Here is a 26,053-nt window from a genome sequence, read left to right as displayed (position 1 = left end):
CTTATGCCCGTCCTTTCAGCATCTTGAACGCATCGCCGAAGGCTTCCAGCGCGTTGGCGGGCACCAGGATCGTCTGCTTGCCCTGCCCCGAGGCCACTGCCTGCAAGGCCTCGACCTGCTTCAGCGCGACCTGGAACTGCGCCGCTTCCAGCCCGTTCTCCTTGATTGCCCCGGCGATCACGCTCGTCGCATAGGCTTCGGCATCCGCCGTCACCCGCCGCGCCTTGGCGGCCTGTTCGGCGGCGTAGAGATCGGCGTCCGAGGCCAGCTCGACCGAGCGTTTCTTGCCCTCGGCCTCCATCACCTGCGCCCGCCGCGCGCGCTCGGCGTTCAGCTGTTGCAGCATCGCCGCGCGGGTCGCCTCGTCCAGGTTGACGTCCAGGATTTCCGCCCGCGTGACCTCGACCCCCCAGTCGTCGACCATGGCCGTGACCTGCTCGCGCACCCGCTCGATCAGTTGCGCCCGGTTCGACTGCACCTGGTCCAGCTCCAGCTTGCCGATCTCGGACCGGACGATCCCGGCGACCGTCGTGGCGATGGCCCCATCCACGTCGCGGATGCGGTAGACGGTCTTTTCGGGTTCCGTCACCCGGTAGAACACCGAGGTCTCGACCTTGACCAGCACGTTGTCGGCGGTGATGGCGTCCTGCGAGGCGTTCGGCAGCTGGCGTTCCAGCACCGAGACCTTGTGCGCGATCCGGTCGAGGAAGGGCACCACGAAGTTGATCCCCGGCCCCAGCACGGCGCGCAGCCGACCGAAGCGTTCCACCACATGCTTCTCCGACTGCGGCACGATCCGCACACCCAGGAAGATGCAAAGGATGATGAAAAGCGCGATGGCCAGGTAGACCCCAGGCCAGCCGATGAGAAAATCTGCGTCCACGTCAACTCCTCCATTTCAAATCCGCAGCGGCCCCGCCGTCTGCGCTGACGGAAATGTGAGCCGAGATGCCGCCACGCGCAAGTCCCAAGCCCCTTTCGCCTGCGCGCGAGGGGGTAAGGTGTCCCGCCATGGACTTCCCCCCCCGGGCGGAACCGGATAGGGTCCGCGCGGTCGAACCAGAGGGAGCCCACGATGACCCAGCGCCTGCATCTCGTCTTCGGGGGCGAGCTGACGGACCCCCAGACCAACGTCTTCCGTGACGTGAGCCGGATCCATATCGTCGGCATGTTCCCGGACTACGAAAGCGCGTTCAAGGCCTGGAAAGCCGAGGCGCAGCGCACGGTCGACAATGCCCACATGCGCTACTTCATTGCCCATATCCACCGGCTGCGCGACGAGGCGAAGCCCGGCTCTCCCACCGAGGAGCTGGGCGACTGAGCCATGGCCTCCCCGCTTGGCCTGACGCTTTACAACCTGGGCCAGCGGCGCGAGCCGGGCGAGGGCGCATCCCGCCCGTCCCGTCCCGCCGGGCGGCTTCTGTGGCTGCACGCGCCGGGCGAGGGGCTGGTCAGCCCGATGCGGGCGCTGGCCCGGCGCCTGGTCGAGGAGGACGGGCTCCCGGTCCTTTTGACCGCCCCGGTCGCGATGCCGCCCCTGCCGGGGGTGATCCTGCAGCCGCCGCCGGTGGACAGCCCGGTCGATGCGCGGGCTTTCCTGGACCATTGGCGTCCCGAGATCGCACTGTTCGCCGGGGGCCAGCTGCGCCCCGCCGTGATGCATGAGGCGGGCGAGCGGCAGATCCCGATGCTTCTGGTAAATGCCAAGGCCCCAGCCTTCCTGCGCGAGCGCGACGGCTGGTATCCCGGCCTGATGCGCTCGGCGCTGGCGCGGTTCCGGGCGATCCTGGCGGTGGACGAGGCGGCGGCGCGGGCCTTCCGCAAGGGCGGCGCGGCGCTCTCCTCGGTCGCGGTGACGGGCCGGATGGAGGAGGAAGCCATCGTCCTGCCGGGGCTGGAGGCCGAACGCACGGCGCTGACCCGGCTGCTCGCCGCCCGCCCGGTCTGGTTCGCCGCGGGAGTGATCGAGGCCGAGGAGGCAGCGGTCCTGCACGCTCATCGCAAGGCGCTCCAGCATTCGCACCGGCTGCTCCTGATCCTGATGCCAGAGGACCCGGCCCGCAGCGTCCCCCTTTCCGTGCGGCTGGAAGCCGAGGGCTGGGCGGTGGCGCAGCGCGCGCAGGAAGAGGAGCCGGAGCCCGAGATCGAGGTCTTCATCGTCGACAATCCCGCCGAATACGGGCTCTGGTATCGCCTCGCCCCGGTCTCGTTCCTGGGCGGCACCCTGCTGGGCAAGGGCCCGACCCGCAGCCCGATGGAGGCGGCGGCGCTCGGCTCGGCAATCCTGCACGGACCGCGCACGGGCGTGACCGGGCCGGTGTTCGGGCGTCTCGGCGCGGCACGCGCGACACGGGCGGTGGCGTCGGCCAATGACCTGGGCGACGCACTGGGCGATCTGCTCGCGCCGGACCGCGCAGCCCGGCTGGCGCAATCGGCCTGGGAAGTGGCGAGCGACGGGGCCGAGGTGACCGAGGGCATCCTGGGCCGCCTCCGCGCGATCATGTACGGGGAAGACTGATGCGCGCGCCCGCCTTCTGGTGGCGCCCGCCCGCCCATCCGGGCCTTCTTCCGCGCCTTTTGGCCCCGCTCGGCTGGCTCTATGCCGCAGGCACCGCGCGCCGGTTGCGTCAACCGGGCTATGCCCCGCAGGTCCCGGTGATCTGCGTCGGCAACCTGACCGTCGGGGGCGCGGGCAAGACTCCGACGGTCATTGCGTTGGTCGAGCGCTTGACCGCCCGGGGCCGCAAGGTTCATGTCGTCAGCCGGGGCTATGGCGGGCGGCTGGAAGGCCCGGTGCGGGTGGTGGAGGGCCGCCATTCCGCGGGGGAGGTCGGCGACGAGCCCCTGCTCCTGTCCGCCTTCGCCCCGGTCTGGGTGGCGAAGGACCGCGCCGCCGGAGTCCGCTCCGCCGAGGCGGCCGGGGCGCAGGTGATCCTGTTGGACGACGGGTTCCAGAATCCTGCCGTGAGGTCCTTACTCTCCCTTGTCGTCGTTGATGCAGCGCGCGGCTTCGGCAACGGGCGCTGCCTTCCCGCCGGCCCCCTGCGCGAGCCCGTCGCCACCGGCCTTGCCCGCGCCGATCTCCTGCTCACCATCGGCGACGCCGCCGCCCAGACCCGGTTCGACGCCCAGTGGGACCCAACCGGCCTCCCCCGCCTGCGCGGGCAGTTGCAGCCCCTGCGGATGGGCATGGACTGGAAAGGTGAGCGCTTGCTCGCATTTGCCGGGATCGCCGACCCGTCGCGCTTCTTCGCTTCGTTGCGGGCCGAGGGGGCGGAACTGGTGCGCGGCGAGGCGCTGGGAGATCATGAGACCCTGTCGGAAACGTTGTTGCGGCGGCTTGAGATGGAAGCCGCCGCAGCAGGTGCTCAGCTTGTCACCACGGAAAAGGATGCCGCCCGCCTGCCGCCGCAGTGGCGGGCGAAGGTGCTGACACTGGTGGTGCGGCTAAAGGTCGAGGACTGGTCGGCGATGGATGCAGCCTTGACGAAGGTTGGTGTCTAAAATTTTTCTAGAAGAATTTTAGACACCCGATTTCAACACCTCATCCTGATGCTGCCCCAACCTTGGCGCAGGCCGGTCCAGTGCCAGTTCTGCGCCCGAGAAGGTCATCGGGCTGCGCACGCCCTTCATTCCTTCGGGTGTGATCTGCATCCCGCGCGCCACGACCTGCGGATCGGCGAAAACCTCGGCCAGATCGTTGATCGGTCCCGCCGGGACGCCCTCCGCCTCGCAGGCCGCCAGCAAATCCACCTTCGCCCAGGTCTTCGTTGCCGCCGTCAGCCGCGCGGTCATCTCCACCCGGTTGGCGATCCGGTCGGCGTTGGTGAGGAATTTCGGGTCCGATACCATCCCCTCCAGCCCCAGGATCCGGCACAGCCGCTGGTACTGCCCGTCGTTCCCGGTGGCCAGGATCAGCCAGCCGTCCTTGCAGTCGAACGCCGCATAGGGCGCGAGGTTCGGATGCGCGTTCCCCATCAGGCCCGGCGCCTTGCCCGAGGCCAGATAGTTCATCGCCTGGTTCGCCATCACGCTGGTCGCCACGTCGAGCAGCGCCATGTCGATCTGCTGGCCCTCGCCCGTCCGCCCGCGCTGCACCAGTGCGGCAAGGATCGCCGTTGCCGCATAGATTCCGGTGAAGATGTCGGTGACGGCGACGCCCACCTTCTGCGGCTGGCCGTCCGGCGCGCCGGTGACGCTCATCAGCCCGGACATGCCCTGGATGATGAAGTCGTACCCCGCGCGATGGGCATAGGGCCCGTCCTGCCCGAAGCCGGTGATCGAGCAATAGATCAGCCGCGGGTTCACCTTGCCCAGGCTCTCCCAATCCAGCCCGTATTTGGCCAGCCCGCCCACCTTGAAGTTCTCGATCACCACATCCGCATCCGCCACCAGCTTGCGGACGATCTCCTGCCCCTCGGCGGTGCGGAAATCGCAGGTGATCGAGCGCTTCCCCCGGTTCGCCGAGTGGAAATAGGCGGCGGTTGTCTCGCCGTGGCTTTCGATGAACGGAGGTCCCCAGCGGCGGGTGTCGTCGCCTTCGGGCGCCTCGACCTTGATCACGTCGGCGCCAAGGTCGGCCAGCGTCTGCCCGGCCCAGGGGCCAGCCAGAATCCGCGCCAGTTCGATGACGCGGACCCCCTCCAGCGGTGCAGCCATCTACTTCGCCAGCTCGGCGTCGAGGATCGGCTTCAGGTCCTCATAGGCCATGTTGGAATATTTCGTGCCGTTGACGAACAGCGTCGGCGTGCCTTCCACCCCGTCGGCCTCGAAATTGGTCTGGAACTGCTTGATCAGCGCCTCGGCATTGGCGGTGTCGTTCAGGCAGGCGTCCATCGCCGCATCTTCCAGCCCGGCAGAGCGGCCGAGGGTCTTCAGGTTCGCGACCACCTGCGCCGGATCGTCGGACCCGGCCCATTCCGCCTGCTTGGCGAACAGCATGTCCTGGATGCCGAAATACTTCATCTCGCCGCCGCAGCGGGCGATCAGCGCGGCCCAGAGGCCGTAGCGGTCGAAATAGACCTCGCGCAGGGTGAAGTGGACCTTGCCGGTGTCGATATAATCCTTCTTCAGCTGGCCGAAGACGGTGTCATGGAAATGCGCGCAATGCGGGCAGGTGAAGCTGGCATATTCCACCATCTTCACCTTGGCATCGGGCGAACCCAGCGAGAAGTCGCCGGGGCCGGCGGCAGCGGGCGTCTCGGCGGTGGTGGTTTCCTGCGCCAGCGCCGGGGTCATCGCCGCGGTGGCGGCTGCGGCAAGGGCGATCATCGCCCGGCGGTTCAGTTTCATCATGGGTAAGGGTCCTTCGTGCATTCCGGATCTCAGGATCGCGGGCGAGTTAAGATGTTTTGTGCCAGCTGTTCAAGCGCGCCGCGCAACGAAGGGTCCGTCACGCCCTCTGCCACGGCCTGCGCCCTGGCGGTGGTGGCCGGATCGGCGGGCTTCGCGGTCTTCGGTGCCGGGGTGAATTCCGCCTGCCCCTCGGCAAATCCGGTGGCCGCCGTCTGGGTCAGGTGGATATGGCTGATGGCCGAATAGCCGTAGACGGCGTTCACCCGCTCCTTCAGCTGCGGCAGTTCCATCTGCACCATCGGCGCCTCGGCGGGTTTGACCAGAAGCGTCAGCGTCGCGCCCATCCCGCCCTTGCCGTAGCCGATCTTCACCGGCCGGGTCTTCCGCGCCATCTCCTCGCCCACCGCCTCGGCCCAATGGGTGAGCAGCCGGGCCACGGCGAAGCCCCGCGATTCCCCCGCCGCGCGGACGGCGTCCTTCATCAGCCCGAAGGCCGGTTCGAACCCCCGCATCCGGTGGTCGGCACTGGGAGAGGGGAGGGGCTTGCGGCTCATCTGGGGTTCAAGGGGCTCCTGTCCTTGCCCCGCATTCTACCGCAAGGGGCCGCCCCCGCCAGAGCGAAGGCTGAAACAGGAATAAACATTGCGTCATTCGAGGGTTATCGGAGCCCCGCGCAACTCCTCTGGCCCGCCGCCGCCCGTCCGCTATCTTCGCCCCGATGCAGGACCCCGAATCCCTCTCCACGCAACTCCTCGCCTGGTACGACCGCCACGCCCGGGTGATGCCCTGGCGCGTCAGCCCGCTGGACTGCGCCGCAGGCATCCGTCCCGACCCCTATCGCGTCTGGCTGTCCGAGGTGATGCTGCAGCAGACCACGGTGGCAGCCGTGAAGGACTACTTCCACCGCTTCACCGCCCGCTGGCCCACCGTCGCCGCGCTCGCCGCTGCGCCGGACGCCGATGTCATGGGCGAATGGGCCGGCCTCGGCTACTACGCCCGCGCCCGGAATCTGCTGAAATGCGCCCGGGCCGTCGTGGCCGATCACGGGGGCCGGTTCCCGGACACCCGCGAGGGCCTGCTGACCCTTCCCGGCATCGGCCCCTACACCGCGTCCGCCATCGCCGCCATCGCCTTCGACGAACCCGCCACCGTGGTCGACGGCAATGTCGAGCGGGTGATCGCCCGCCTCCGCCTGGTCGAAACCCCGCTCCCCGCCGCCAAGGCGGAACTCACCACGCTGGCCGCCCGCCTCACCCCCGCCATCCGCCCCGGAGACTATGCGCAGGCGATCATGGACCTCGGCGCAACGATCTGCACCCCGCGCTCCCCCGCCTGCGGCATCTGCCCCTGGACCCATGCCTGCCTCGCCCGCGCCGAGGGCGTGCAGACCGACCTGCCCCGCAAATCCCCGAAACCCGAGAAACCCACCCGCCACGGCACTCTCTGGCTCGGCCACCGCGACGGGGCCATCCTCCTCGAACGCCGTCCCGACAGGGGCCTCCTCGGCGGGATGCTCGGCATTCCGGGTGACGGCTGGGACGGGCAGGGCGGCCCCGCCCCAGCTTCCGCCGACTGGCACGCAATCGGCGAGGTCCGCCACACCTTCACCCATTTCCACCTGATCCTGACCGTCCTCACCGCCCGCCTTTACGGCCCTCCAACACGCGGCGACTTCGTCCCCCGCCATGACTTCCGCTCCGGCGCCCTGCCCACCGTCATGCGCAAGGCCTGGGACCTCGCCCGGCATGAAATCGAGAGCTGAAACCTCGCCAAGCGCCTCCCCTCCCCCTCGTGGGGAGGGGTTGGGGGTGGGGGGTAACCGCGACACCCTCGCCCGTTGAGCCCGCCGCCCGTTCCGCTACACTCCCGGCCCATGAGCCCGCTCCCCAAACCCCTGCCGTTCTGGCTGTCCCTCGGCCTGCCGCCCCTCGCCGTCCTCGGCATGATCATGGGCGGCTGGACCATCGCGCTTTTGCCGCTCGTCACCTGGTGGCTCTTCACCCTTCTCGACGCGATCACCGGCCGGAACACCGACAACCCCGACCCGGCAACGCCCGAGACCGCGCTCACCGCCTACCGCGCCGTCACGCTGGTCTGGTTCCCGATCCAGTTCGCCCTCCTCGTGACGATGCTCTGGTATGTCCCCCGCGCCGCCCACCTTGCCCCCGGCGAGAAGATCGGTCTCTTCTTCGGCATGGGCGTCGTCTCCGGCACCATCGGTATCAACTACGCGCATGAGCTGATGCACCAGAAATCCCGCCTCGAACGCTGGCTGGCCGACCTCCTGCTCGCCTCGGTCCTCTATTCCCACTTCCGCTCGGAACACCTGCGCGTCCACCACATCCATGTCGGCACCCCGCGCGACCCGGTGACCGCGCGCTACAACGAGGGCTTCCACCGCTTCTTCCCCCGCGTCCTGGGGCAATGCCCGCGCTCAGCCTGGCACGCCGAGGCCGCGATGCTGGCGCGGAAGGGGCTGCCGTGGTGGCACCGGACCAACCCCTTCTGGCGCTATGCCGCGCTGCAAGCCGCCTTCCTGGCGCTGGCCCTCGCCTTGGGCGGCTGGACCGGCCTCGGCCTGTTCATGGTCCAGGCCGTCACCGCGATCTGGCAGCTGGAGCTGGTGAATTATGTCGAGCACTACGGCCTGACGCGCCGCCACCTGGGCGAGGGGAAATACGAACGCGTCCTGCCCCGCCACAGCTGGAACGCGGACCACAAGGCCTCGAACTGGCTTCTGATCAACCTCCAGCGCCATTCCGACCATCACTACAAGCCCGACCGCCGCTTTCCCGTCTTGCAGACCTATGGGCAGGACGAGGCCCCGCAGCTTCCCTACGGCTATCCGCTGATGACCATGGCCGCGATGGTGCCGCCCTTGTGGAAGCGGATCATGAATCGCCGGGTGAAGGACTGGCGCCGCCAGCACTATCCCGATATCGCCGACTGGCACCCCTACAACAAGGCGCTGAACCCGGTCGCCTGATTCCGACTCTCAAATTTCTTGAGCAAGAAATTTGCCAAAATCCTTGCTCAAGGATTTTGTCCCCGGATCAACCGTTCAGCACACCACCTCGATCAGCCGCGGACCCTTCTGCCCCATCGCCTCGGCAAAGGCCGCGTTGAACCCGGCCATGTCGCTGACCCTTACTGCCTGCACGCCATGGCCCTGCGCCAAGGCCACCCAGTCCAGCACCGGCCCCTCCACGTCGAACATCCGCGCTGCGTTGCGCCCGACCTCGTTCACCCCCATTGCCGCCAGCTCCTCGCGCAGGATCTGGTAGCCCCGGTTGGCGAAGACCACCGTGGTCACATCCAGCCGCTCCCGCGCCATGGTCCACAGCGATTGCAGCGTGTACATCCCCGATCCGTCGCCCTCCAGCACCACCACCTTGCGGTCCGGGCAGGCCACCGCCGCCCCCGTCGCGCAGGGCAGGCCAAAGCCGATGGAGCCGCCGGTGATGGTCAGCACGTCATGCCCCGGCCCCCGCCGCAGCGCGGGCGCGAGATGCGCCGAGGCGGTGATCCCCTCGTCCACCAGCACCGTATCCTCCGGCATCAGCGCCGCAATCGCCTCGCCCAGCTTCGGCAGCGTCAGCGGCCCCTCCGGCATGGCGGGCCGATCCAGCGGCACGAAATCCTCCGGTCCAAGTTCCGCTTCCCCCAGTTCCTCCGCCAGCGCTTGCAAACACCATGCGATGTCCATTTCGCGGCTGCACAATTCGATCAGCCGGGTGTCCGGGTCGTCCGGCGTGGAAGGCAGGCCGGGGTAGGCGAAGAACCCGGCAGGCCGCGCCGTGCCGCAGAGTACCAGTGCCGGCGCCCCGGCCAGCAGCGCCTGGTTGTCCGGCAGGCGGTAGGCCATCCGCTCCATCTTCACCGCCCCCGCCCCGCGCCGGAAGCGGGCGGCGAAGAAAGGCTGCATCAGCCGCGCGCCGCAAGCCTTGGTCAGGCGCTTCGCGGAAAGCCCGAGGTCGGTGTAGAGCGCCGGGCCGTCGATCATCAGGATCGCCCCCGGCTGGCGCAGGGCGCGGGCGGCCGCCGCGATTTCGTCTCGGGACGGACGACGGAGCGCCGGAGGTGGCGGCGCGACGGCAGCGCCCGGCGCCTCTTCCCACGCCGTGTTGGCGGGCAGGATCAGCGTGGCGATCTGGCCGCCCCCGGCCCGCGCCGCCTGCACGGCCTCGGCGGCGTCGCCCGCGACCTTATCTGCCGAAGCGCAGACCCGCGTCCAGTGCGAGACGGCCCGCGCCACCCCCACCGTGTCGCCCTTGAGCGGTGCCTCGAAGCGCAGATGGTAATCCGCGTGGTCGCCCATGATGTTCAGAACCCCGCTCTGCGCCTTGCGGGCATTGTGCAGGTTGGCAAAGGCATTGCCGAAGCCGGGGGCAAGGTGCAGCAGCGTCGCCGCCACCTCGCCTTTCATCCGGTAATAGCCATCCGCCGCGCCCGAGACGCCGCCCTCGAAGAGGCAGAGGATGCAGCGCAGTTCCGGGTGGCGGTCGAGTGCGGCGACGAAATGCATCTCCGATGTGCCGGGGTTGGCGAAGCAGACCTTCACGCCGGAGGCCAGCAGGGTCTGCACCAGGGTTTCCGCACCGTTCATTTCAATCCTCCTTGGTCCCGCTTGCGGCGGCGTCACGGCGGGCCAGCCGCGCCGCGCGCTGTCGTGCCCGCAGGCTGTGATAGGCTTCGATCATCGGCAGGCTCAGCCAGTAGGCAAGGACGGCGGCAAGCAAGGCCGGTCCGATGCTGCCGACCAGATAGGGCAGGAAGACCTCGTGCCCGAACTGGTCCAGCTTGTCCCAATGCGCGACGGCGGGAGTGAAAACCGCCTTTATATTGCGGGTGATCTCGTCCCCGGCCTGGCCGAAGGCGGTCATGATCTCGCCGAAGGGCAGCGAAAGCCCGTCGCCCAGGATCGCCCGGCCCAGGTCCAGCGACAGGACGGCGAGAAGCGGGATGGTGACGGGATTGCCCGCAGCCGTCCCGATCAGCGCCGCGACGACATTGCCGCGAAAGGCCCAGGCCAGGGTGGCGGCGAGCGGCAGGTGCAGCCCGAAAAGGGGGGTGCATCCGACGAAGACCCCGCAGGCAATGCCACGCGCCACCCGATGCGGCTGGTCGGAAATCCGCGTCAGTCGCAGCCGCAGATAGCTGAGCGCGCGGCTCCAGCCCCCGGGCGGCAGCACCAGGGCGCGCAGCTTCTGCGGCAGGGTAAGGGGGGTTCGCCGTCGAAAGACCATGCCCGCCGCAGTATCAGGATCGACCCCGGTTAGGGAAGCGCTGGCCCATGCCTGCCCAAGCTTCAGGACAGGAAAAAACCCCGCCGAGACATCTCGGCGGGGTAAAGGTGTCCCCCAGGCGGTCCGGGGGACAGGCGTGTTCCAATGTCAGTGCGGGCGCGCCCCGTCGGCCTCCATCTCGGCCCGGATCTGCTGCCGCAGGATGTCGATCGGGACCATCTTGCCGTCCCGCTTGAAGTGCCAGTAGGTCCAGCCGTTGCAGGAGGGCGCCCCCTCCAGCGCCGCGCCGACCTGGTGGATCGACCCCTTCACGTCGTTGCCGATCAAGGTGCCATCCGCCCGGACCTTCGCCTTGAAGCGGTTGCCCAGGGAGAACAGTTCCTCCCCCGGCCGCAGCATGCCGCGTTCGACGACCTGTCCGAAGGGCACGCGCGGTTCGGCACGTTTCGACCCGGAGACCTCCAGCGCCGAGGCATCGAAGCGGCGCACTCGCTCGATCCGTTCGGCGGCGGCCTTGCGGTAGGCGGCCTCGCGTTCGATCCCGATGAAGTCGCGGCCCAGCATCTTGGCCACCGCCCCCGTGGTCCCCGTCCCGAAGAACGGGTCCAGCACCACGTCGCCCGGGTTCGTCGTCGCCACGATCACCCGGTGCAAGAGCGCCTCGGGTTTCTGGGTCGGATGGGCCTTGTCGCCGTTCTCGTCCTTCAACCGCTCATGCCCGGTGCAAAGCGGGATCACCCAGTCCGACCGCATCTGCACGCCGTCGTTCAGCGCCTTCAAGGCTTCATAGTTGAAGGTGTATTTCGCCGCCTCGTCGCGGGAGGCCCAGATCAGCGTCTCATGCGCATTGGTCAGCCGCTTGCCCTTGAAGTTCGGCATCGGGTTCGATTTCCGCCACACGACGTCGTTCAGAAGCCAGAAGCCCTGGTTCTGCAACTCCGACCCCAGCCGGAAGACGTTGTGGTAAGAGCCGATCACCCAGATCGCCCCGTTCGGCTTCAGAAGCCGCTTCGCCGCCGCCAGCCAGTCCTTGGTGAACCCGTCATAGGCGGCGAAGCTGGAGAACTGGTCCCAGTGGTCGTCCACCGCATCGACCTTGGAATTGTCCGGCCGGTGCAGATCGCCGCGAAGCTGAAGATTGTAGGGCGGGTCGGCGAAGATCAGGTCGACGCTGCCCGCCGGGAGCGAGTTCATCACGTCCACGCAGTCGCCCGCAAGGATCTGGTTCAGCGGAAGCACCCCTTCCGCCGCGGTATTCCTGGTCGCCATTCTCTGCCTCTGTCCACGGCATCATTGTCGTGCCGTCGTTGTCAGGAATCATGAGTCAGTGGCGATTCGCCGTCAAATTCTTTTTTGAATCAAGAGCTTACAGAAATCACTTGATACAATATGTTGTGGACCGGCTTGAATGAACGCCTATGCCAAGGGGTCACGCCTAGATTTTGCAACGCCTCCAGATGCGCCCGAGTCGGGTATCCGGCGTTGGCTTCCCAGCCATAGCCGGGGTGCTGTTGCGCCAAATCCACCATGATCCGGTCGCGCGTGACCTTGGCCACGATCGAGGCCGCCGCAATCGACAGGCAGAGCGCATCGCCCCGGATGATCGCCGTCGCCCCGCAGCCCAGTCCGCGCGGGATCAGGTTGCCGTCGATCAGCGCATGATCGGCCTTCAGGCCCGCCACCGCGCGCTCCATCGCCAGATGGCTGGCGCGCAGGATGTTCAGGCTGTCGATCTCCTCGACGCTGGCATGGGCGACCGAAACCTCGGCCACCTCGACGATCTCCAGATACAACTCCTCGCGCCGCGCTGCCGTCAGCATCTTGGAATCGCGCAGGCCCTTCGGCACCCGGTCGGGGTCGAGCCGCACGGCGCAGGCGGTGACGGGACCAGCCAGGGGTCCGCGCCCCACCTCGTCCACCCCCACGACCGAGAGCGCGCCGCGCGCGCGGGCCGCCATTTCATGCGTGAAGTCGGGGAGGACGTTATCCATGCATCCCGGAGTAGCGCGGAACGCAGCGCAGAAAAAGGGGGCGGGAGCTGCTCACCCTCCCGCCCCCAGCAGGAAGCGGGGCAAGGGCCGTCCCGCTTCGGTCCAGACCGCCTCGGCGGCCCGATTGATGGGTGCTGCGTCAGCGTCCCGGAACCCGGAAGCCCGCCTCGCGCAGGCATTGCGCCGAATAGACCCGGTCGCGCTTGCCGAAGATCGTTGCGCTGTTGGCGCAATAGCGCGGCAGGCGGTAATCGAAGCCCTCCTTGCGCAGGCAGCTTTCGGGAAACAGCGTCACCGACCGCTCTGCTCCGTCGATGGAAATCGCGCAGACGGCAGGTACGCGCTTGGTCTTCACCGGCTCGGGCAGCGGCGCGGGCTTGTCCTTGTCCTTCAGCTCATGCGCGATGGCGCCGACCACCAGCGCCGCGATCAGCGCCTTGGTCAGGTCGTTCGTCTCGGCCCTGGCCGGGATCGCCGTCGCCAGCACCAGGGCCAGCGCCGCCGCACCTCCGGTGATCATGGCAGCGAGCCGTCGACCGGAGAGAGTGGTCTCGCCGATCCCGTGACCGATGATGCGGTAGGGCTTGCTTCTGAATGTGACGGACATGGTGGCCTCCTGCTGCGGGCTTCTGGCTGGAAGGTCCGCCGCCGGTGGCCGTCGGACCCGATGGCCAACCCTCGCCCCCCGCTTCCGGCGTAAGCAATATCGCCGGGTCGCTAGGCCATAGCAGCGCGGCGAATCCGACTTGCTATTCGATAGCAATGCGCCGAAATTTCGCGTGATATTGAATAACAACGCAGCCCCGCGCATTCTCCGTCGGCAATCGAGCAGCCTCCTTGCCGGAGCCAGGAAAATGAAACGACTGATCACCCTCGCCGCCCTCGCGCTGGTCCTGGCCGGACCGGCAGCGGCGGAGTGTTACGCAGACTACAAGGCCAAGCGTGACGAGCCGCTGCAACTGCACTACGGTGTCGCGCAGGTTTCGGATGCCAACTGCTCGCCCGGCGCGGCCGAAGGCGAACTGGCGCCGAGACTTGCCGCCGATGGCTGGACGCTTCTGAACGTTCTGTCCACATTCGGGCCGGAAGGTCTTGCAGAAAGGAAAGCGAGTGCCGGAGACTACTTCCTCCGTTACTGAAAGCCTCAAGGCCGGCAACCGCGTCGTCGCCTTCGGAATTGCTGCTATCGTCCTCATCCTTCTGGCTGCGGCGTTGTTCCTGTTCCTGAACCTGCCCGATGCGAACGCCTTCAACGCGCGCGTGGAGCGGTTGTTCGTCGAGAACGACGACCTGAACACACTGGCCGAGATCAAGCTCCTGGAAATCCTGGCGCAGTCGGGCACTTCGTTCTCGGAGGTGCTGGCCAGCTACCGCAGCGTGATCTTCGTGCTGCTGCTGTTCTCCACGGCATTGCTGGTGGCCGCGCTGGTCTTCCTGGTGATGATCATCGCGCTGAACCGCCGGATTTCCGCGATCCAGCGATCGGGCATCCAGGTGGCCAGCCTGATGATCAGCCGCGAGGCACGGGCGGTCTACATCAACGACCTGGAGTTCCAGTTGACCGAGGCAGCGCTGGAGACCCTGTCGGTCCTCGCCGAGGCGCGGATGGACGACGAAGTGCTGACCGGCGCGCAGATCGAGGCGGTGATCTCGGGCCGCAACGAGGCCGACTGTGACGAAGCCGCCGGGGCGACCCGGGTGAAACGCCTGCGCGACGCGCTGGGCAACCAGCTGGTCAGCGAGCTTCTGGTCAAGACCATCGCCCGGCGCGGCTACATGCTGGCGGTGGGCAAGGATACGATCAAGATGATCTGAAACGCGGAAGGCCCGGACCTTGCGGACCGGGCCTTCCGATGTAGGTGGTGAGCCGGACAGGATTCGAACCTGTGACCCGCTGATTAAAAGTCAGCTGCTCTACCAACTGAGCTACCGGCCCCACGAGGCGGCTGATTAGGCAAGGCGGGGACGGGGGTCAAGGGCAAAATCGTGCGGCTCTGGCGAATCTTGGTCGCCGGGCGTATATGCGCGGAATGATGGATACCCTGGCCAAGACCGGCCTTCCGTTCATGAAAATGCACGGCGCGGGCAATGACTTCGTGGTGATCGACTCGCGCGGGCGCGGGGCGGTGATGACGGCTGGCCTCGCGCGGGCGCTGGGCGACCGGAACCGGGGAGTGGGCTTCGACCAGCTGGCCGAGATCACCGATGCGGAAGGGGCCGACTTCGGGTTGGTATTCTGGAACAGTGACGGCTCCCAGGCGGGGGCCTGCGGGAATGCGACCCGCTGCGTCTCGGACTACATGATGCGCGATCTGGGGGCCGAAAGGGTCTCGCTGGTGACGGCGCGTGGCGGGCTCAGGGCGGAACGGGGAGGGGACGGCCGCGTCTGGGTCAACATGGGCCAGCCGCAGCTGGACTGGCAGTCGATCCCGCTGGTGCGGGACGTCGACCATCTGCACCTGCCGCTGCCGGGCGATCCGGTGGCCGTGGGGATGGGCAACCCGCATTGCGTCCATTTCGTGCAGGACGCGGAAGCTGTGGACCTTGCCACGCTGGGCCCGAAGATCGAGCATGACCCCCTCTTCCCGCAGCGCACGAACGTGGAGTTCGCCTCGCTGGTCTCGCACTGCCGGATGCGGATGCGGGTCTGGGAGCGGGGGACGGGGATCACGCTCGCCTGCGGTTCGGGCGCCTGCGCGACGGCGGTGGCGGGGCATCTGCGCGGGATGATCGGTCCGCGCGTGACGCTTGAGGCGGACGGCGGACTGCTGGAGGTCGACTGGCGCGACGACGGCGTCTGGCTGACCGGCCCGGTGGCGCGGGTGTTCGACGGGGTGCTGCCGGCCGATTACGTGGCGGCGCAGCGATGAACGTCCCGCAGAAGCCCCCGGTCTTCGCGACGCTGGGCTGCCGGCTCAACGCCTACGAGACCGAGGCGATGAAGGAGCTTGCCGCCGCTGCGGGCCTGTCGGAAGCGGTGATCGTCAACACCTGCGCGGTGACGGGCGAGGCGGTGCGGAAAGCCAAGCAGGAGATCCGGAGGCTGTCGCGGGAACATCCCGACGCTGCGATCATCGTCACCGGCTGCGCGGCGCAGATCGAGCCGGAGACCTTCGCGGCGATGCCCGAAGTGGCGCGGGTCGTCGGCAACCACGAGAAGATGCAGGCGGAGACCTGGCGCGGTATAGCGGCGCCAGACCTGATCGGCGAGACGGAGCGGGTGCAGGTCGACGACATCATGTCGGTGCGCGAGACGGCGGGGCATCTGATCGACGGCTTCGGGCGGCACCGGGCCTATGTGCAGGTCCAGAACGGCTGCGACCACCGCTGCACCTTCTGTATCATCCCTTTTGGTCGGGGCAACTCGCGGTCGGTCCCGGCGGGGGTGGTGGTGGAGCAGATCAACCGGCTGGTGGACCGCGGCTTCAACGAGGTGGTGCTGACCGGGGTGGACCTCACTTCCTGGGGGGCGGACCTGCCGGGGGAGCCGCGGCTGGGCGATCTGGTACGGCGGATATTGAAGCTGACCTCGGTGGCCCGCCTGCGGATTTCGTCGATCGATTCCATCGAGGCGGACCCGGCGCTGATCGAGGCGATCGCGACCGAGGCGCGGCTGATGCCGCACCTTCACCTGTCCTTGCAGGCGGGGGATGACCTGATCCTGAAACGGATGAAGCGGCGGCATCTGCGGGACGACGCGATCCGGTTCTGCCGGGAGGTGAAAGCCTCGCGGCCGGAGATGGTCTTCGGGGCGGACATCATCGCGGGCTTCCCGACGGAGACGGAGACGATGTTCCAGCGGAGCCTCGATCTGGTGGCGGATTGCGGGCTGACCTTCCTGCATGTCTTTCCCTTCTCGCCCCGCAAGGGGACACCCGCCGCCCGGATGCCGCAGGTCCGGGGGCCGGAGATCAAGGAGCGGGCGGCGCGGTTGCGGACGCTGGGCGACCGGGTGCTGGGCGAGCATCTGGCGGGGCAGGTGGGGCGCGTCCACCGGGTGCTGACCGAGGGGGCCCGGGTCGGACGGACCGAGGGGTTCGCCGAGGTGGCCTTCGGTGCCGACCAACCGGAGGGGGCGATCCTGGAGGTCCGGGTCACGGGCCAGGACGGGGCGCGGCTGCTGGCCTGATCTGTCCACGGTGGACAGTTTTTGATTTCTGTTTTAAATCAGCATCTTGAGATTTTTCGTTAAGGATTTGGCAAGAATTTCCTGCCGGTGTGCCCCCGGGGGACGGGCGCTTCGGAAACTGAGCGCTACGCGCAGGCCTTTTGTCTCGCCTCTGGCGCAAGCGCCAACCGGCTCGGGCGTCGGGGGTTTTCCACCCCCGAACCCCCGGAGGATATTTGGAGCCAGGTGAAAGGACGAGAGCGGGCCGAGCGCCGCGCGGTGCGGCTGTGGGTCCCCGCTTTCGCGGGGATGACAGGGTGGAGGCCTTGCGTGAAATCACGCACCCTACCGGGCGATCGTCCTGGGAAGGGTTGGTCGGTCAGGTCAGCGCGACGAGGTGGTTGTCCCATTGGGTCTCGTCGGTGGCGAGGGGGGTGAGGCCCTGGACGTCGGCGGACCAGATCGCGCCCTGGCCATCGGTGACGGTGAAGGTCCCGCCGCTGGCGGAGGCGCCGCAGAGGTCGGCGCGCAGGTGGGTGGCGACGGGGGTGCCGTCGGCGGCGAAGATCATCAGGGCGCCGCCCTTGGGCGAGGTGATCAGGATGCGGTCGGCGGTGGCGGCGATGGAGCCGGCATAGCCCTGCATGGTGAAAGCCTCGGCCGCGGCAGGCGGGCAGAGGACCGGCGCGGTGCCGGGGGTCCAGAGGCCGAGCTGTGACACGGGTTCTGCCGGATCGCCTTCCCATTGCATCGCGAAGGCGATGGTGTCGCCCTGTAGCGCGAGGTGGCGGATCGAATTCTGGCGGAGGTCGAGCAACTCGATCTGGTCGATCAGAGCACCGTCCTCGGCCAGCAGCGTCAGGTTCGGACGCATGTCCGGGATGTTCAGCTTGGTGCGGTCGACCGGGTCGGTCTGGATGCCGCCGTTCGCCACCACCAGCCTGCCATCGGGCAGGCGCTTTATCTCATGCGGGCCGATGCCGTGGCTGGGCCAGTCGGTCAGGCGGGTATAGTGCGCGGTGTCCCAGAGCCCGATGCGACCCTCCGAGGTCTCGGCCACCACCTCGGAGGTCATGAGGAGCGTGCCGTCCAGCGAATAGGCGCCGTGGCCGTTGAACTGCATCCCCTCGGGCGGGGCCAGGCGGTGGCGGGTCTCGCCGGTGGCGCAGTCGATCACCAGGGCGAAGGTGCCGGGGCGGCGGGCGAAGGCGACGGCCTCGGCCCGGACGGGATGGGCGGCGGCGGCATGACCCCGGCCCGGAAGGGCGATCCGGAAGAGGCTGGCGCCGCTGGCGGAGAGCCCGTGCAGGAAGAAATCCTCGCCCCGTTTCCCGGCGGCGAGGAAGGCGGGGGCGCCGATGTCGGCCCAGGTCAGGCGCGGGGCCAGCGTGGCGGCGAAGCTGGCGAGAAAGGTCCGGCGCTGCATCAGTCGCCGTCCTGCGAGTTGAAGCCAAGCTCGACGCCAAGCGCCGGGCCGATCTCGGCGATCGCCGCATCGCGGGTGGCGCGCACCGCCTGTTGCAGGATTTCCAGCTTCAGCCAGGCCTGCGGGTCGGTGATATGGTCCAAGAGGGGATCGTTCAGCGTCTCGGACAGGTTGATCGCGTGGTCAAAGGCGGCAAGCGTCCTCGCGCTGTCGGGGCTAAGGCTGACGGCAAGCCCGCGCAGACCTTTCAGCGACAGGGTGATGTTGGCCAGCGCGCGACCGGAAGCCTGGCCCTCGGCGAGGTCGGGGCGGGGCTTGTCGAAGGTGGCAAGCGGGCGGCCGATGCGACGGTCGGCGATGAATTCGAGACCGGTCGCCAGTTGGGTGAAGAGCGCCTGGGTCGCCTCTTCCGGCTTGAGGAAGCGGGTGTTTCCGGCCTGCCCCGCCGAAAGCAACGTGTCGCCGAAGGGGCCCCAGTCGGCGGAGAGCACCGCAGCCTGGCGGGCGAGGTCGTCGATGGTGACCTGGATCAGCGGGCAGGGATCGGCGGCGAGCGGTTTTGTCGGGAAGAGCAGGCGTTCGAGGCCGGAAAGACCGCGCGCGGCGACGGATTGCTGGGCCATGCCGTCGAGGCTGAGGCTTGCCGGGTCGGCCTTGAGCAGCGCGGTCTGTGCCTTGGCGCCCAGGCCCTTGGGGTCGGGCCAGAACAGGATGGAAAGCGCGCGGCCGTCCTCCTCGGAGGGGCCGAGATGCAGGTGCTCCACCGCCATCCAGGCGTCATAGGCGACCTGGAAGGCGGGGCGCAGCGCCTCGGGGTCGCAGCTTTCGACATCGGCGAGCCGGGCGACGGCATCGTCGAAGGCGGCATAGCCGGGGCGGGCATGGTCGGCGACAACTGCGGCGGTGTCGGCGGCGGCGGGACCGGAGAGGAGGAGCATCAGGGCCAGCGAGGGGAGCCCCCCCACCCCGGCCCTCCCCCACAAGGGGGGAGGGAGGCGCGGGATGGCGATTGTTGCGAGCGGGGGCCGGTCGGTCTGGGGCATCAAAGGCTTCCAAGGAAGGCGAGGAGCGCGTCGCGATCCTCGGGCTGCATGGCGGCGACGGCGTCGCGCTGCGATTGTGCCTCACCGCCGTGCCAGAGGATAGCCTCCAGCAGGCTGCGGGCACGCCCGTCATGCATGAATTCATTGTGACCGGAGACCTGTCCGGTCAGCCCGATGCCCCAGAGCGGCGGCGTCTTCCATTCGCTGCCCGTCGCACGGCCCTCGGGGCGGTTGTCGGCAAGGCCCGGCCCCATGTCATGCAGGAGAAGGTCGGTATAGGGCCAGATCAGCTGGAAGCTCTGCTCGGGCTGGTCCTTCAGGCGGTTGGTGACGTATTTCGGCGTATGGCAGCCCTGGCAGCTGGCAGCATAGAACAGCTCCTTGCCGCGCAGGACCTGCGGGTCGTCGACGCCGCGGCGTTCCGGCACGCCAAGGTTCCGGGCGTAGAAGGTCACGAGGTCGAGGCTTTGGCCGTCGACTTCCAGCCCGTCGCGGATGCCGGGTTCCTGGCCGTGCGGGGCGTCGATGCAGGTCGGCTCGCCCGTGGTGCAGTCGCCCCAGGGGTCGGGGTGCAGCGCGGTGGAGAGCCCCATGTCGCCCGAGAAGGCCCCGGCGGATTGCTCCCTGACCGTGGGGGCGCCGCCCTTCAGCCCGAAGCGGCCGAGCATCGGGGTGCCGAATTCGACCGAGGGCACGATCTGCGGGCGGCCGGAGATGCCGTCGCCGTCGGCATCGTCGGGGTCGGCCCTGGCGAGGATGTCGGCGGCGGGGATGGCTTCGAGAAGGCCGAGGCCGATCATCTGGGGCGCGACGCGGGGCGAGAGCATCAGGTCGGGAGACGGGGCGCCATAGGCGGGGTCGGCGAAGCTGTAGGAGGGCGCGCGCAGGTTGACGGTGGTGCCGTCGCCGAGGGTGACGGGGGTCTCTTCCCATGTCACCTCCATCCGCCCCTCGGCGGGGTGGCCGGGGGCGGCGAGGTCCTGAAGCTGGCCGCCATAGGTCGGATCGGGCGAGGTGGCGATCCAGTCGGCGATGCCTTCGGGGGCGGGGCCGCCGGGGATGGAGAGGCGGAGGAACATCGACACGCGGCTTGCGTCGGGGGTGGGCGGCGTGTGGCCGCGGCCGTCCTTCAGGTGGCAGTCCTGGCAGCCGCGGGCGTTGTAGAGCGGGCCGAGGCCGTCGGAGGCGAGGGTGGAAGACGGTGCGGCGACCCAGGTCTTGCGGAAGAGCGCATTGCCGAGCTTGAAGTCCATCTCGCGCTCGAAGGCCATGTTGCCGGAATGCTGGCTGAAGGCGTCGGCGGTGGCGATGGCGCGGACGGTGGCGGCGCCGGCTGGCTTCGCCTCGAAGGGTTCGGGCCTGGTGAAATCGGTGGGCGGGGTGAGGACGGCGGCGATCTTCGCTTCTTCCCCAGGCGTGCGGGGGATCACGGGCAGGTGTCGGTCGTCCAGGTCTTGCGCAAGGGCGGGGGCGGCGGCGAGGCAGAGGATCAGGGCAAGGCGCATGAGAGACTCCATTGCGGGGGAGTCATACGCTCGTTCCCGAGTGTTTCAATCGGAAAAAGCGGGTCGCGGTGTCGCAGGGGACCGCGAGCGGCGGGAGGTCTGCCACTTGTCGCGACGCGACGCTGCGGCATCGTCGCGGATCATGCCGCAGGGCGATGTCCATCATTCTGGGCGCAAGACAGATTCGATCGCTCAAGGTCCGCCGCCTTTTCATCGCAGAGGGTTGCGGCAGGGTCGGGAACAGGACGGAAAGGTTCACCGGCGCTCAGGCAACCAGCGCCTCGGCCTTCTTCAGGTCGACGCTGACCAGCTGGGAAACCCCCTGCTCCTGCATCGTCACGCCGAACAGGCGGTCCATCCGGGCCATGGTCACGGCGTGGTGGGTGATGATCAGGAAACGGGTCTCGGTGCGCCGGGTCATTTCGTCCAGAAGGTCGCAGAAGCGGGTGACGTTGGCGTCGTCCAGGGGCGCGTCCACCTCGTCCAGCACGCAGATCGGGGCGGGGTTCGCGAGGAAGACGCCGAAGATCAGCGCCAGCGCGGTCAGGGTCTGCTCGCCGCCGGAGAGGAGGGAAAGCGTCGCCAGTTTCTTGCCCGGTGGCTGGCAGAGGATCTCCAGTCCCGCTTCCAGCGGATCGTCGGATTCGACCAGTACCAGCCGCGCCTCGCCGCCGCCGAAAAGGTGGGTGAAGAGGGTGGAGAAGTTGGCGTTCACCTGCTCGAAGGCGGTCAGCAGGCGCTCGCGCCCTTCCTTGTTCAGGCCTGCGATCCCGGCGCGCAGCTTCTTCACCGCCTCTTCCAGGTCGGATTTCTCGGTCGCCAGCGCGTCATATTCGGCCTCGACTGCCTTCGCGTCTTCCTCGGCGCGCAGGTTGACCGCGCCCAGGGCCTCGCGCTGGCGCTTCAACCGGCTGACGTCGTGGTCTAGCGTCTCGGCATCTGGCATCTTGTCGGGGTCGGTGCGCAAGGAGGTCAGGAGTTCGTCCGGCGTCCGGTCGTCCTCCTCGGCGATCCGCTCTGCCGCCAGCGCCACGCCTTCGCGCGCCGCATCGAGCCGCGCTTCGGCACGGGCGCGGGATTCGCGCGCCTCACCCGCCAGCCGCTCCGACTCGCGTTCCGCCATCGCTGCGTCGCGCAGAGCGCCCTCGGCTTCGGCGAGCGCATCCGCCGCCTTACGCCGCCGCTCCTCCGCCGCCTCGATCGCCTCCACCAGCTCCTCCCGCTTGGCGGCGATTTCCTCGGGCGCAAGCATCGCCTCGGCCAGTTCCTCCTCGGTCTCCGCCCGGCGTTCGGTCAGTTCCTCGGTGCGGCGCGAAGCGGTTTCCAGCCGGTGCTTCCAGCCGGACAGTTCCTTCACCGCCTCCTGCCGCCGCCGGACCCGCGCTTCGCCTTCGCGGCGGACCTCGTCCTGATGCGAGCGGCGGGTCATCATGGTGATCCGCGCGGCCTCGACGGTGATCTTCGCGGCCTCGACCGCCCCGCGTGCCGCATCCAGATCGCCGAGGTCCGACACCGCCGCCTCGGCTTCCTTCAACCGGGCGCGGGCGGCCATCGCCTCGTCCTCGAAGCGGCTGACAGCGAGCTTCGCCGCCTCCAGCTTGCCCCCGGCGATGGAGCGATCCGCCTCGGCCCGTGCCAGCGCCCGGTTGGCCTCGGCCAGACGGGCATCGGCGGCACGCCGGGCATCGCGGGCGCGCTGATCGGCGATGGCCAACTCTGCCAGCCTCGCCTGCAAGGCCTCGTGCGCCTGACGCGCGCCATCGGCCCGGGCCGCGACCTCTTCCAGATCGCGCTTCAGTTGGACCAGACGGTTCAACTGCTGCAAGCGCAGGGCAGCGGCGGAGGGCGCATCCTCGGCCCCGGCGCGGAACCCGTCCCAGCGCCAGAGATCGCCCTCGACCGAAACCAGCCGCTGTCCGGGGCGCAGTGCCGTCTGAAGCTGAAAACCCTTTTCACGACTGACGAGCCCGATCTGCGACAGCCGCCGTGCCAGCACCGGCGGGGCCTTTACCCGCGCGGTCAGCGCCTCGGCGCCGGGGGGCAAGGCTTGCGGGTCGTCATAGCCCGGCAGCACCGCCCAGCCTGACCGTGCGTCGGCGCCGACCTCGGGCGCGCGCAGGTCGTCGGCCAGCGCCGCGCCCAGGGCCTTCTCATAGCCCGGCTCCACCTTGAGCCGGTCCAAGAGCTGGTGCCCGGCCTGCGCCTCGCGCTCCACCAGCCGGGCCAGCGCCGCGACTTCGGCGCGGAGCGCGTTGGCCTCGCCCTCGGCGGACGACCGCGCCGCACGGGCCTCGGCTTCGCGGCCCTGCGTCTCGGCCCGCGCGGCTTCGGCTGCCTCCAGCGCGGCTTCGGTCGCCTCGCCCTCGGCCAGCGCGGCCTCCTGTGCCTCCTCCGATGCCTCGAAGGCCTCGCCCGCCGCCTCCACCGCGTCCGCAGTCGCCGCCACCGCCTCGCGCGCCGAAGCGGCCTGCTCCTCGGCCCGGTCCAGCACCGAGCGCGAATCCGCCAGCATCCGTTGCGTCGACTGGTGCCGCGCCGCCAGCCGGGCGGCATCCTCGGTGAGTTCCGAGAGCGCGGTCTCGCGTTCGGCCAGCACCGCCCCCGCCTCGCGCGCCGCTTCCACCGCTTCGGCCAGCTTCTCGTCATGCCCGTCATGGGCGCGGGCCAGCTGTTCGATCTCCCAGTCCAGCCGCTCGATCACCTCGCCCGCGTCGCGGTTCAGGCCCGCCTCGCGCTCCATGTCGCGGCTGAGCTGGTCGATCCGGCCGCGCAGGGCGTCGATCTGCGCCAGCGCGCGGGCCTCCTGGTCGCCCAGGGCATCGCGCTGCAACACCAGTCGTTGCAGGATGGCGCTGGCGATCGCCTCCTCCTCGCGCTTCGGCGGCAGCGCATCCTCTGCCGCTTCCCGCGCCTTGCCCGCGCCCCGCGCCGCCGCCTCGGCCTGTCCCTGCGCGATCAGACGTTCCCGCAACGCCCCTTCCGCCGCCGACCGCGCCTCGTCCGCCTCGCGCCAGCGCCGCCAGAGGAGCATGCCTTCCGACTTCCGCAACTCCTCGGAAATCTCGCGGTAGCGCGCCGCCTGTTTCGCCTGCCGGGTCAGCACCGACAGCTGCTGCGCCAGTTGCTCCAGCACATCGTCGACCCGCAGAAGGTTCGCTTCGGTCCCCGCCAGTTTCAGCTCTGCCTCATGGCGCCGCGCATAAAGCCCGCTGATCCCCGCCGCCTCTTCCAGCACCCGGCGGCGGGCCTTGGGCTTGGCGTTGATCAGTTCGGAAATCTGCCCCTGCCGCACCAGCGCCGGGCTGTGCGAGCCGGTGGAGGCGTCGGCGAAGAGCATCTGCACGTCGCGCGCCCGCACGTCCTTGGCGTTGCAGCGGTAGGCCGACCCCGCGTCGCGGGTGATGCGGCGGACGATCTCGATCTGGTCGGCATCGTTGAAGCCGGAAGGGGCCAGCCGGTCCTGGTTGTCGATCACCAGAGCGACCTCGGCGAAATGCCGGGCGCCCCGTGTGGCGGCGCCGTTGAAGATCACGTCCTCCATCCCCCCGCCGCGCATCGCAGAGGGGCGGTTCTCGCCCATAACCCAGCGCAGGGCTTCCAGCAGGTTGGATTTGCCGCAGCCATTGGGGCCGACCACGCCGGTCAGCCCCTCATGGATCACCAGATCCGTGGGGTCGACAAAGCTTTTGAAGCCGTTCAGCCGCAGTTTGGTCAGGCGCACGAGGGTACTCACGAGTCGGATGTGCGATGTTCCTGCCGGGGGGCGCAGGAGTCAACCCGACCCCCCGCATCTGGGCGGCCGGCACCGGTTTATCCCCAAGATGTTGCGGCTCGCTTCCTGCTGGCGCAAATACTCTACCGGGGGTGCGGGGGTGGAAAACCTCCTCCCTTGCCGGTTGCCCCGCGCTGCGGCAGTCTGGGGGAATGACCCCTCAGCTTGCCACCGATCCCGCCGTCTGGCCCCCGATCCTTGCGCTTCTGCAGGAGGCGTTCGCCTATATGGAGGGGCGGATCGACCCGCCGTCTTCCCTGCGGGACCTGACGCCCGAGGCGCTGACCCGGCAGGCGGAGGTGGGGGAGATCTGGATCATCGGCGCCCCGGTGGCCTGTGTCTTCCTGACGCCGAAACCGGGGCGACTCTATATCGGCAAGCTGGCGGTTGCGGCCTCTCACCGGGGCCAGGGATTGTCTCGGCTTCTGATCGACCAGGCCGAGACGCGGGCGCGGGAGATGGGGATTCCGGCGCTGGAGTTGCAGACGCGGGTGGAACTGGTGGAGAACCAGGCCGCATTCCGGACCATGGGGTTCGTCGAGGTCGGTCGCACGGCGCACAAGGGCTATGACCGGCCAACCTCGATCACCTATCGCCGGGCGGTTTTCTGAAGCAGCGTGTCGAGGCGGAACTCCGGCGGAATGGCATCGCGGCCCTCCAGCACGAGGTCGGTCATCACCTCGGCCACTTTGGGGGCCATGCCGAAGCCGATCTTGAAGCCGCCATTGGCCACGAAATGCGCCACGCGGCCCGGCCAGGTACCCAGCACCGGGGCGCGGCTGGCGGCCTTCGGGCGCACACCGGCCCAGCGGGAGACGACATCCGCCCCGGCCAGGGCGGGAACGGCGGCGATGGCCTTCTCCAGCAGGCCATCCAGTTGCGCGTCCGGCCCGTCCTCGGTCCATGTGGCCTCGGAGGTAGAGCCGATGGCGACCGTCCCGTCGGCATGGGGCACGATGTGCAACCCGTCGACGAAAAGCTGCGGCCGGTCGCGGGCGTCATGGCGCAGGGACAGGGCCTGCCCCTTGACGCCCGACCCGAGCGGGGCGCCGAAGGCCTGCGACAACTCTGCCAGCCCCACGATGCCGGTGGCATGAATCACCGCGCCCACCTCGCTGTCGTCACCAAGCACAAGATCGGCGCCGGAGGCCCTGAGCGCGCCAAGCAATGCCGCCAGCCCCATCCGGGGCGACAGCCGGGCCGAGAGCGTGTCGTGGACCAGCCAGCCGGAGGGCGTCTTCGGTTCCCATGCGCTGCCGGTCGCCGGGATCACCCGCCACTCCGCCTTGCCCTGCCACAGGCTTGCTGCCTTGCCCGCGCGCCGTCTTGCCGCCTCGACGGCGCGATCATCGGCGAGGGGTTGAAGCCGACCCAGCCGAGCATAGCCCGAGGGCAGGCCGGAGGCCGCCTCGACCGCCGTCCACCAGTCACCCGCCATCAGCAGGCTTTCCAGCTGGAAGGCCTTCTTTGCGTTCCAGGCCTCGGGCACATGCGGCGACAGCGCGCCGACGAGGCCGCCCGAAGACCCTGCGCCCCAAGCGGCGGTCTCGATCACCCGCACCCGGGCACCGCGCCGCAGGCAGGCCCAGGCGATGGAGAGGCCGAAGATTCCTCCCCCGCGCACGGTAACATCCACCCTTGCCATTTGCCTGCCCCAAGCCCATCAC

Annotated in this window: 24 protein-coding genes and 1 tRNA gene; 10 read left to right on the top strand and 15 right to left on the bottom strand. The window is 68.9% G+C overall.

From position 1 onward, the window contains the following. Window position 1: 1 nt before the first annotated feature. Entirely contained in the window at window positions 2–883 is an 882-nt protein-coding gene (locus JNJ68_RS11605; protein WP_294982535.1) for an SPFH domain-containing protein, read from the bottom strand. A gap of 192 nt (window positions 884–1,075) precedes the next feature. On the opposite strand from JNJ68_RS11605, the gene JNJ68_RS11600 reads away from it, so the two are divergent. From JNJ68_RS11600 to lpxK, 3 genes are read left to right on the top strand one after another with little or no spacing between them, the layout of a single operon-like run. Continuing rightward, window positions 1,076–1,321 carry a DUF4170 domain-containing protein gene (locus JNJ68_RS11600; protein WP_294982534.1) on the top strand — a complete coding sequence of 82 codons (246 nt, stop codon included), beginning with the start codon at window positions 1,076–1,078 and terminating at the stop codon, window positions 1,319–1,321. Between the two features lie 3 nt (window positions 1,322–1,324). Continuing rightward, on the top strand, window positions 1,325–2,518 hold the full coding sequence (locus JNJ68_RS11595) for a glycosyltransferase N-terminal domain-containing protein (protein WP_294982533.1): 1,194 nt from the start codon (window positions 1,325–1,327) through the stop codon (window positions 2,516–2,518). Next, window positions 2,518–3,504, top strand: coding sequence for a tetraacyldisaccharide 4'-kinase (gene lpxK, locus JNJ68_RS11590; RefSeq protein WP_294982532.1), 987 nt, complete (start codon window positions 2,518–2,520; stop codon window positions 3,502–3,504). Before JNJ68_RS11595 ends, lpxK begins: the two co-directional genes overlap by 1 nt. A gap of 18 nt (window positions 3,505–3,522) precedes the next feature. Here the strand turns inward: lpxK and JNJ68_RS11585 are convergent, their stop codons facing one another. From JNJ68_RS11585 to JNJ68_RS11575, 3 genes are read right to left on the bottom strand one after another with little or no spacing between them, the layout of a single operon-like run. Continuing rightward, window positions 3,523–4,659, bottom strand: coding sequence for a CaiB/BaiF CoA-transferase family protein (locus tag JNJ68_RS11585; protein WP_294982531.1), 1,137 nt, complete (start codon window positions 4,657–4,659; stop codon window positions 3,523–3,525). Next, window positions 4,660–5,271 (bottom strand): DsbA family protein, encoded by a 612-nt coding sequence (locus JNJ68_RS11580; RefSeq protein ID WP_294982655.1) that lies wholly within the window; start codon window positions 5,269–5,271, stop codon window positions 4,660–4,662. Window positions 5,272–5,324: 53 nt separating this feature from the next. Next, window positions 5,325–5,849 (bottom strand): DUF721 domain-containing protein, encoded by a 525-nt coding sequence (locus tag JNJ68_RS11575; RefSeq protein WP_294982530.1) that lies wholly within the window; start codon window positions 5,847–5,849, stop codon window positions 5,325–5,327. Between the two features lie 164 nt (window positions 5,850–6,013). On the opposite strand from JNJ68_RS11575, the gene mutY reads away from it, so the two are divergent. Both mutY and JNJ68_RS11565 read left to right on the top strand, forming a co-directional pair. Next, window positions 6,014–7,057: an A/G-specific adenine glycosylase gene (mutY, locus tag JNJ68_RS11570; protein ID WP_294982529.1), complete on the top strand. Its 1,044-nt coding sequence runs from the start codon at window positions 6,014–6,016 to the stop codon at window positions 7,055–7,057. A gap of 111 nt (window positions 7,058–7,168) precedes the next feature. Then, the gene (locus JNJ68_RS11565) at window positions 7,169–8,281 is read left to right on the top strand and encodes an alkane 1-monooxygenase (protein ID WP_294982528.1); all 1,113 of its coding nucleotides are present in this window, start codon (window positions 7,169–7,171) and stop codon (window positions 8,279–8,281) included. A 75-nt stretch (window positions 8,282–8,356) separates the two neighbouring features. On the opposite strand, the gene JNJ68_RS11560 is transcribed toward JNJ68_RS11565, so the two are convergent. The 5 genes from JNJ68_RS11560 to JNJ68_RS11540 form a co-directional block, all read right to left on the bottom strand. Beyond that, the gene (locus JNJ68_RS11560; protein WP_294982527.1) at window positions 8,357–9,901 is read right to left on the bottom strand and encodes an acetolactate synthase large subunit; all 1,545 of its coding nucleotides are present in this window, start codon (window positions 9,899–9,901) and stop codon (window positions 8,357–8,359) included. A 1-nt stretch (window position 9,902) separates the two neighbouring features. Next, a complete protein-coding gene (locus tag JNJ68_RS11555) occupies window positions 9,903–10,541 on the bottom strand; it encodes a DUF2062 domain-containing protein (RefSeq protein WP_294982526.1) in 639 nt (212 codons plus the stop codon). A gap of 147 nt (window positions 10,542–10,688) precedes the next feature. Beyond that, a complete protein-coding gene (locus JNJ68_RS11550) occupies window positions 10,689–11,810 on the bottom strand; it encodes a site-specific DNA-methyltransferase (protein WP_294982525.1) in 1,122 nt (373 codons plus the stop codon). 89 nt (window positions 11,811–11,899) lie between these two features. Further along, on the bottom strand, window positions 11,900–12,532 hold the full coding sequence (locus JNJ68_RS11545) for a ribonuclease HII (protein WP_294982524.1): 633 nt from the start codon (window positions 12,530–12,532) through the stop codon (window positions 11,900–11,902). A gap of 139 nt (window positions 12,533–12,671) precedes the next feature. Next, entirely contained in the window at window positions 12,672–13,139 is a 468-nt protein-coding gene (locus tag JNJ68_RS11540; protein ID WP_294982523.1) for a hypothetical protein, read from the bottom strand. A gap of 247 nt (window positions 13,140–13,386) precedes the next feature. On the opposite strand from JNJ68_RS11540, the gene JNJ68_RS11535 reads away from it, so the two are divergent. Both JNJ68_RS11535 and JNJ68_RS11530 read left to right on the top strand, forming a co-directional pair. After that, complete coding sequence (locus JNJ68_RS11535; RefSeq protein ID WP_294982522.1) at window positions 13,387–13,671, top strand: hypothetical protein; 285 nt, start codon at window positions 13,387–13,389, stop codon at window positions 13,669–13,671. Further along, entirely contained in the window at window positions 13,643–14,347 is a 705-nt protein-coding gene (locus JNJ68_RS11530) for a hypothetical protein (protein ID WP_294982521.1), read from the top strand. Before JNJ68_RS11535 ends, JNJ68_RS11530 begins: the two co-directional genes overlap by 29 nt. Before the next feature lie 45 nt (window positions 14,348–14,392). On the opposite strand, the gene JNJ68_RS11525 is transcribed toward JNJ68_RS11530, so the two are convergent. Then, window positions 14,393–14,468 (bottom strand) — tRNA-Lys (locus JNJ68_RS11525). 94 nt (window positions 14,469–14,562) lie between these two features. Between JNJ68_RS11525 and dapF the strand changes: the two genes are divergently transcribed. Further along, window positions 14,563–15,402, top strand: a complete 840-nt coding sequence (dapF, locus tag JNJ68_RS11520) for a diaminopimelate epimerase (protein ID WP_294982520.1) — start codon at window positions 14,563–14,565, stop codon at window positions 15,400–15,402. After that, the gene (gene mtaB, locus JNJ68_RS11515; protein WP_294982519.1) at window positions 15,399–16,661 is read left to right on the top strand and encodes a tRNA (N(6)-L-threonylcarbamoyladenosine(37)-C(2))-methylthiotransferase MtaB; all 1,263 of its coding nucleotides are present in this window, start codon (window positions 15,399–15,401) and stop codon (window positions 16,659–16,661) included. The genes dapF and mtaB overlap by 4 nt, the downstream gene beginning before the upstream one ends. 358 nt (window positions 16,662–17,019) lie before the next feature. Here mtaB and JNJ68_RS11510 read toward each other — a convergent pair whose 3' ends face one another. The 4 genes from JNJ68_RS11510 to smc form a co-directional block, all read right to left on the bottom strand. Next, window positions 17,020–18,066 carry a DUF1513 domain-containing protein gene (locus JNJ68_RS11510; RefSeq protein WP_294982518.1) on the bottom strand — a complete coding sequence of 349 codons (1,047 nt, stop codon included), beginning with the start codon at window positions 18,064–18,066 and terminating at the stop codon, window positions 17,020–17,022. Beyond that, window positions 18,066–19,031: an imelysin family protein gene (locus tag JNJ68_RS11505; RefSeq protein WP_294982517.1), complete on the bottom strand. Its 966-nt coding sequence runs from the start codon at window positions 19,029–19,031 to the stop codon at window positions 18,066–18,068. Before JNJ68_RS11505 ends, JNJ68_RS11510 begins: the two co-directional genes overlap by 1 nt. Before the next feature lie 77 nt (window positions 19,032–19,108). After that, the gene (locus JNJ68_RS11500; RefSeq protein WP_294982516.1) at window positions 19,109–20,614 is read right to left on the bottom strand and encodes a di-heme oxidoredictase family protein; all 1,506 of its coding nucleotides are present in this window, start codon (window positions 20,612–20,614) and stop codon (window positions 19,109–19,111) included. 265 nt (window positions 20,615–20,879) lie between these two features. Beyond that, window positions 20,880–24,335: a chromosome segregation protein SMC gene (gene smc / locus JNJ68_RS11495; protein ID WP_294982654.1), complete on the bottom strand. Its 3,456-nt coding sequence runs from the start codon at window positions 24,333–24,335 to the stop codon at window positions 20,880–20,882. A gap of 203 nt (window positions 24,336–24,538) precedes the next feature. Here smc and JNJ68_RS11490 point away from each other — a divergent pair, with 203 nt between their 5' ends. Beyond that, window positions 24,539–24,997 (top strand): GNAT family N-acetyltransferase, encoded by a 459-nt coding sequence (locus JNJ68_RS11490; RefSeq protein WP_294982515.1) that lies wholly within the window; start codon window positions 24,539–24,541, stop codon window positions 24,995–24,997. Here JNJ68_RS11490 and JNJ68_RS11485 read toward each other — a convergent pair. Beyond that, entirely contained in the window at window positions 24,976–26,031 is a 1,056-nt protein-coding gene (locus JNJ68_RS11485; protein WP_294982514.1) for an FAD-dependent oxidoreductase, read from the bottom strand. The genes JNJ68_RS11490 and JNJ68_RS11485 overlap by 22 nt on opposite strands. Window positions 26,032–26,053 lie beyond the last annotated feature (22 nt).

Origin of the sequence: Tabrizicola sp., assembly GCF_016793705.1 — a bacterium.
Lineage (GTDB): Bacteria > Pseudomonadota > Alphaproteobacteria > Rhodobacterales > Rhodobacteraceae > Tabrizicola.
Note: the sequence above shows the minus strand (reverse complement) of the source record. Positions and strands in the feature narration are given on the sequence as shown.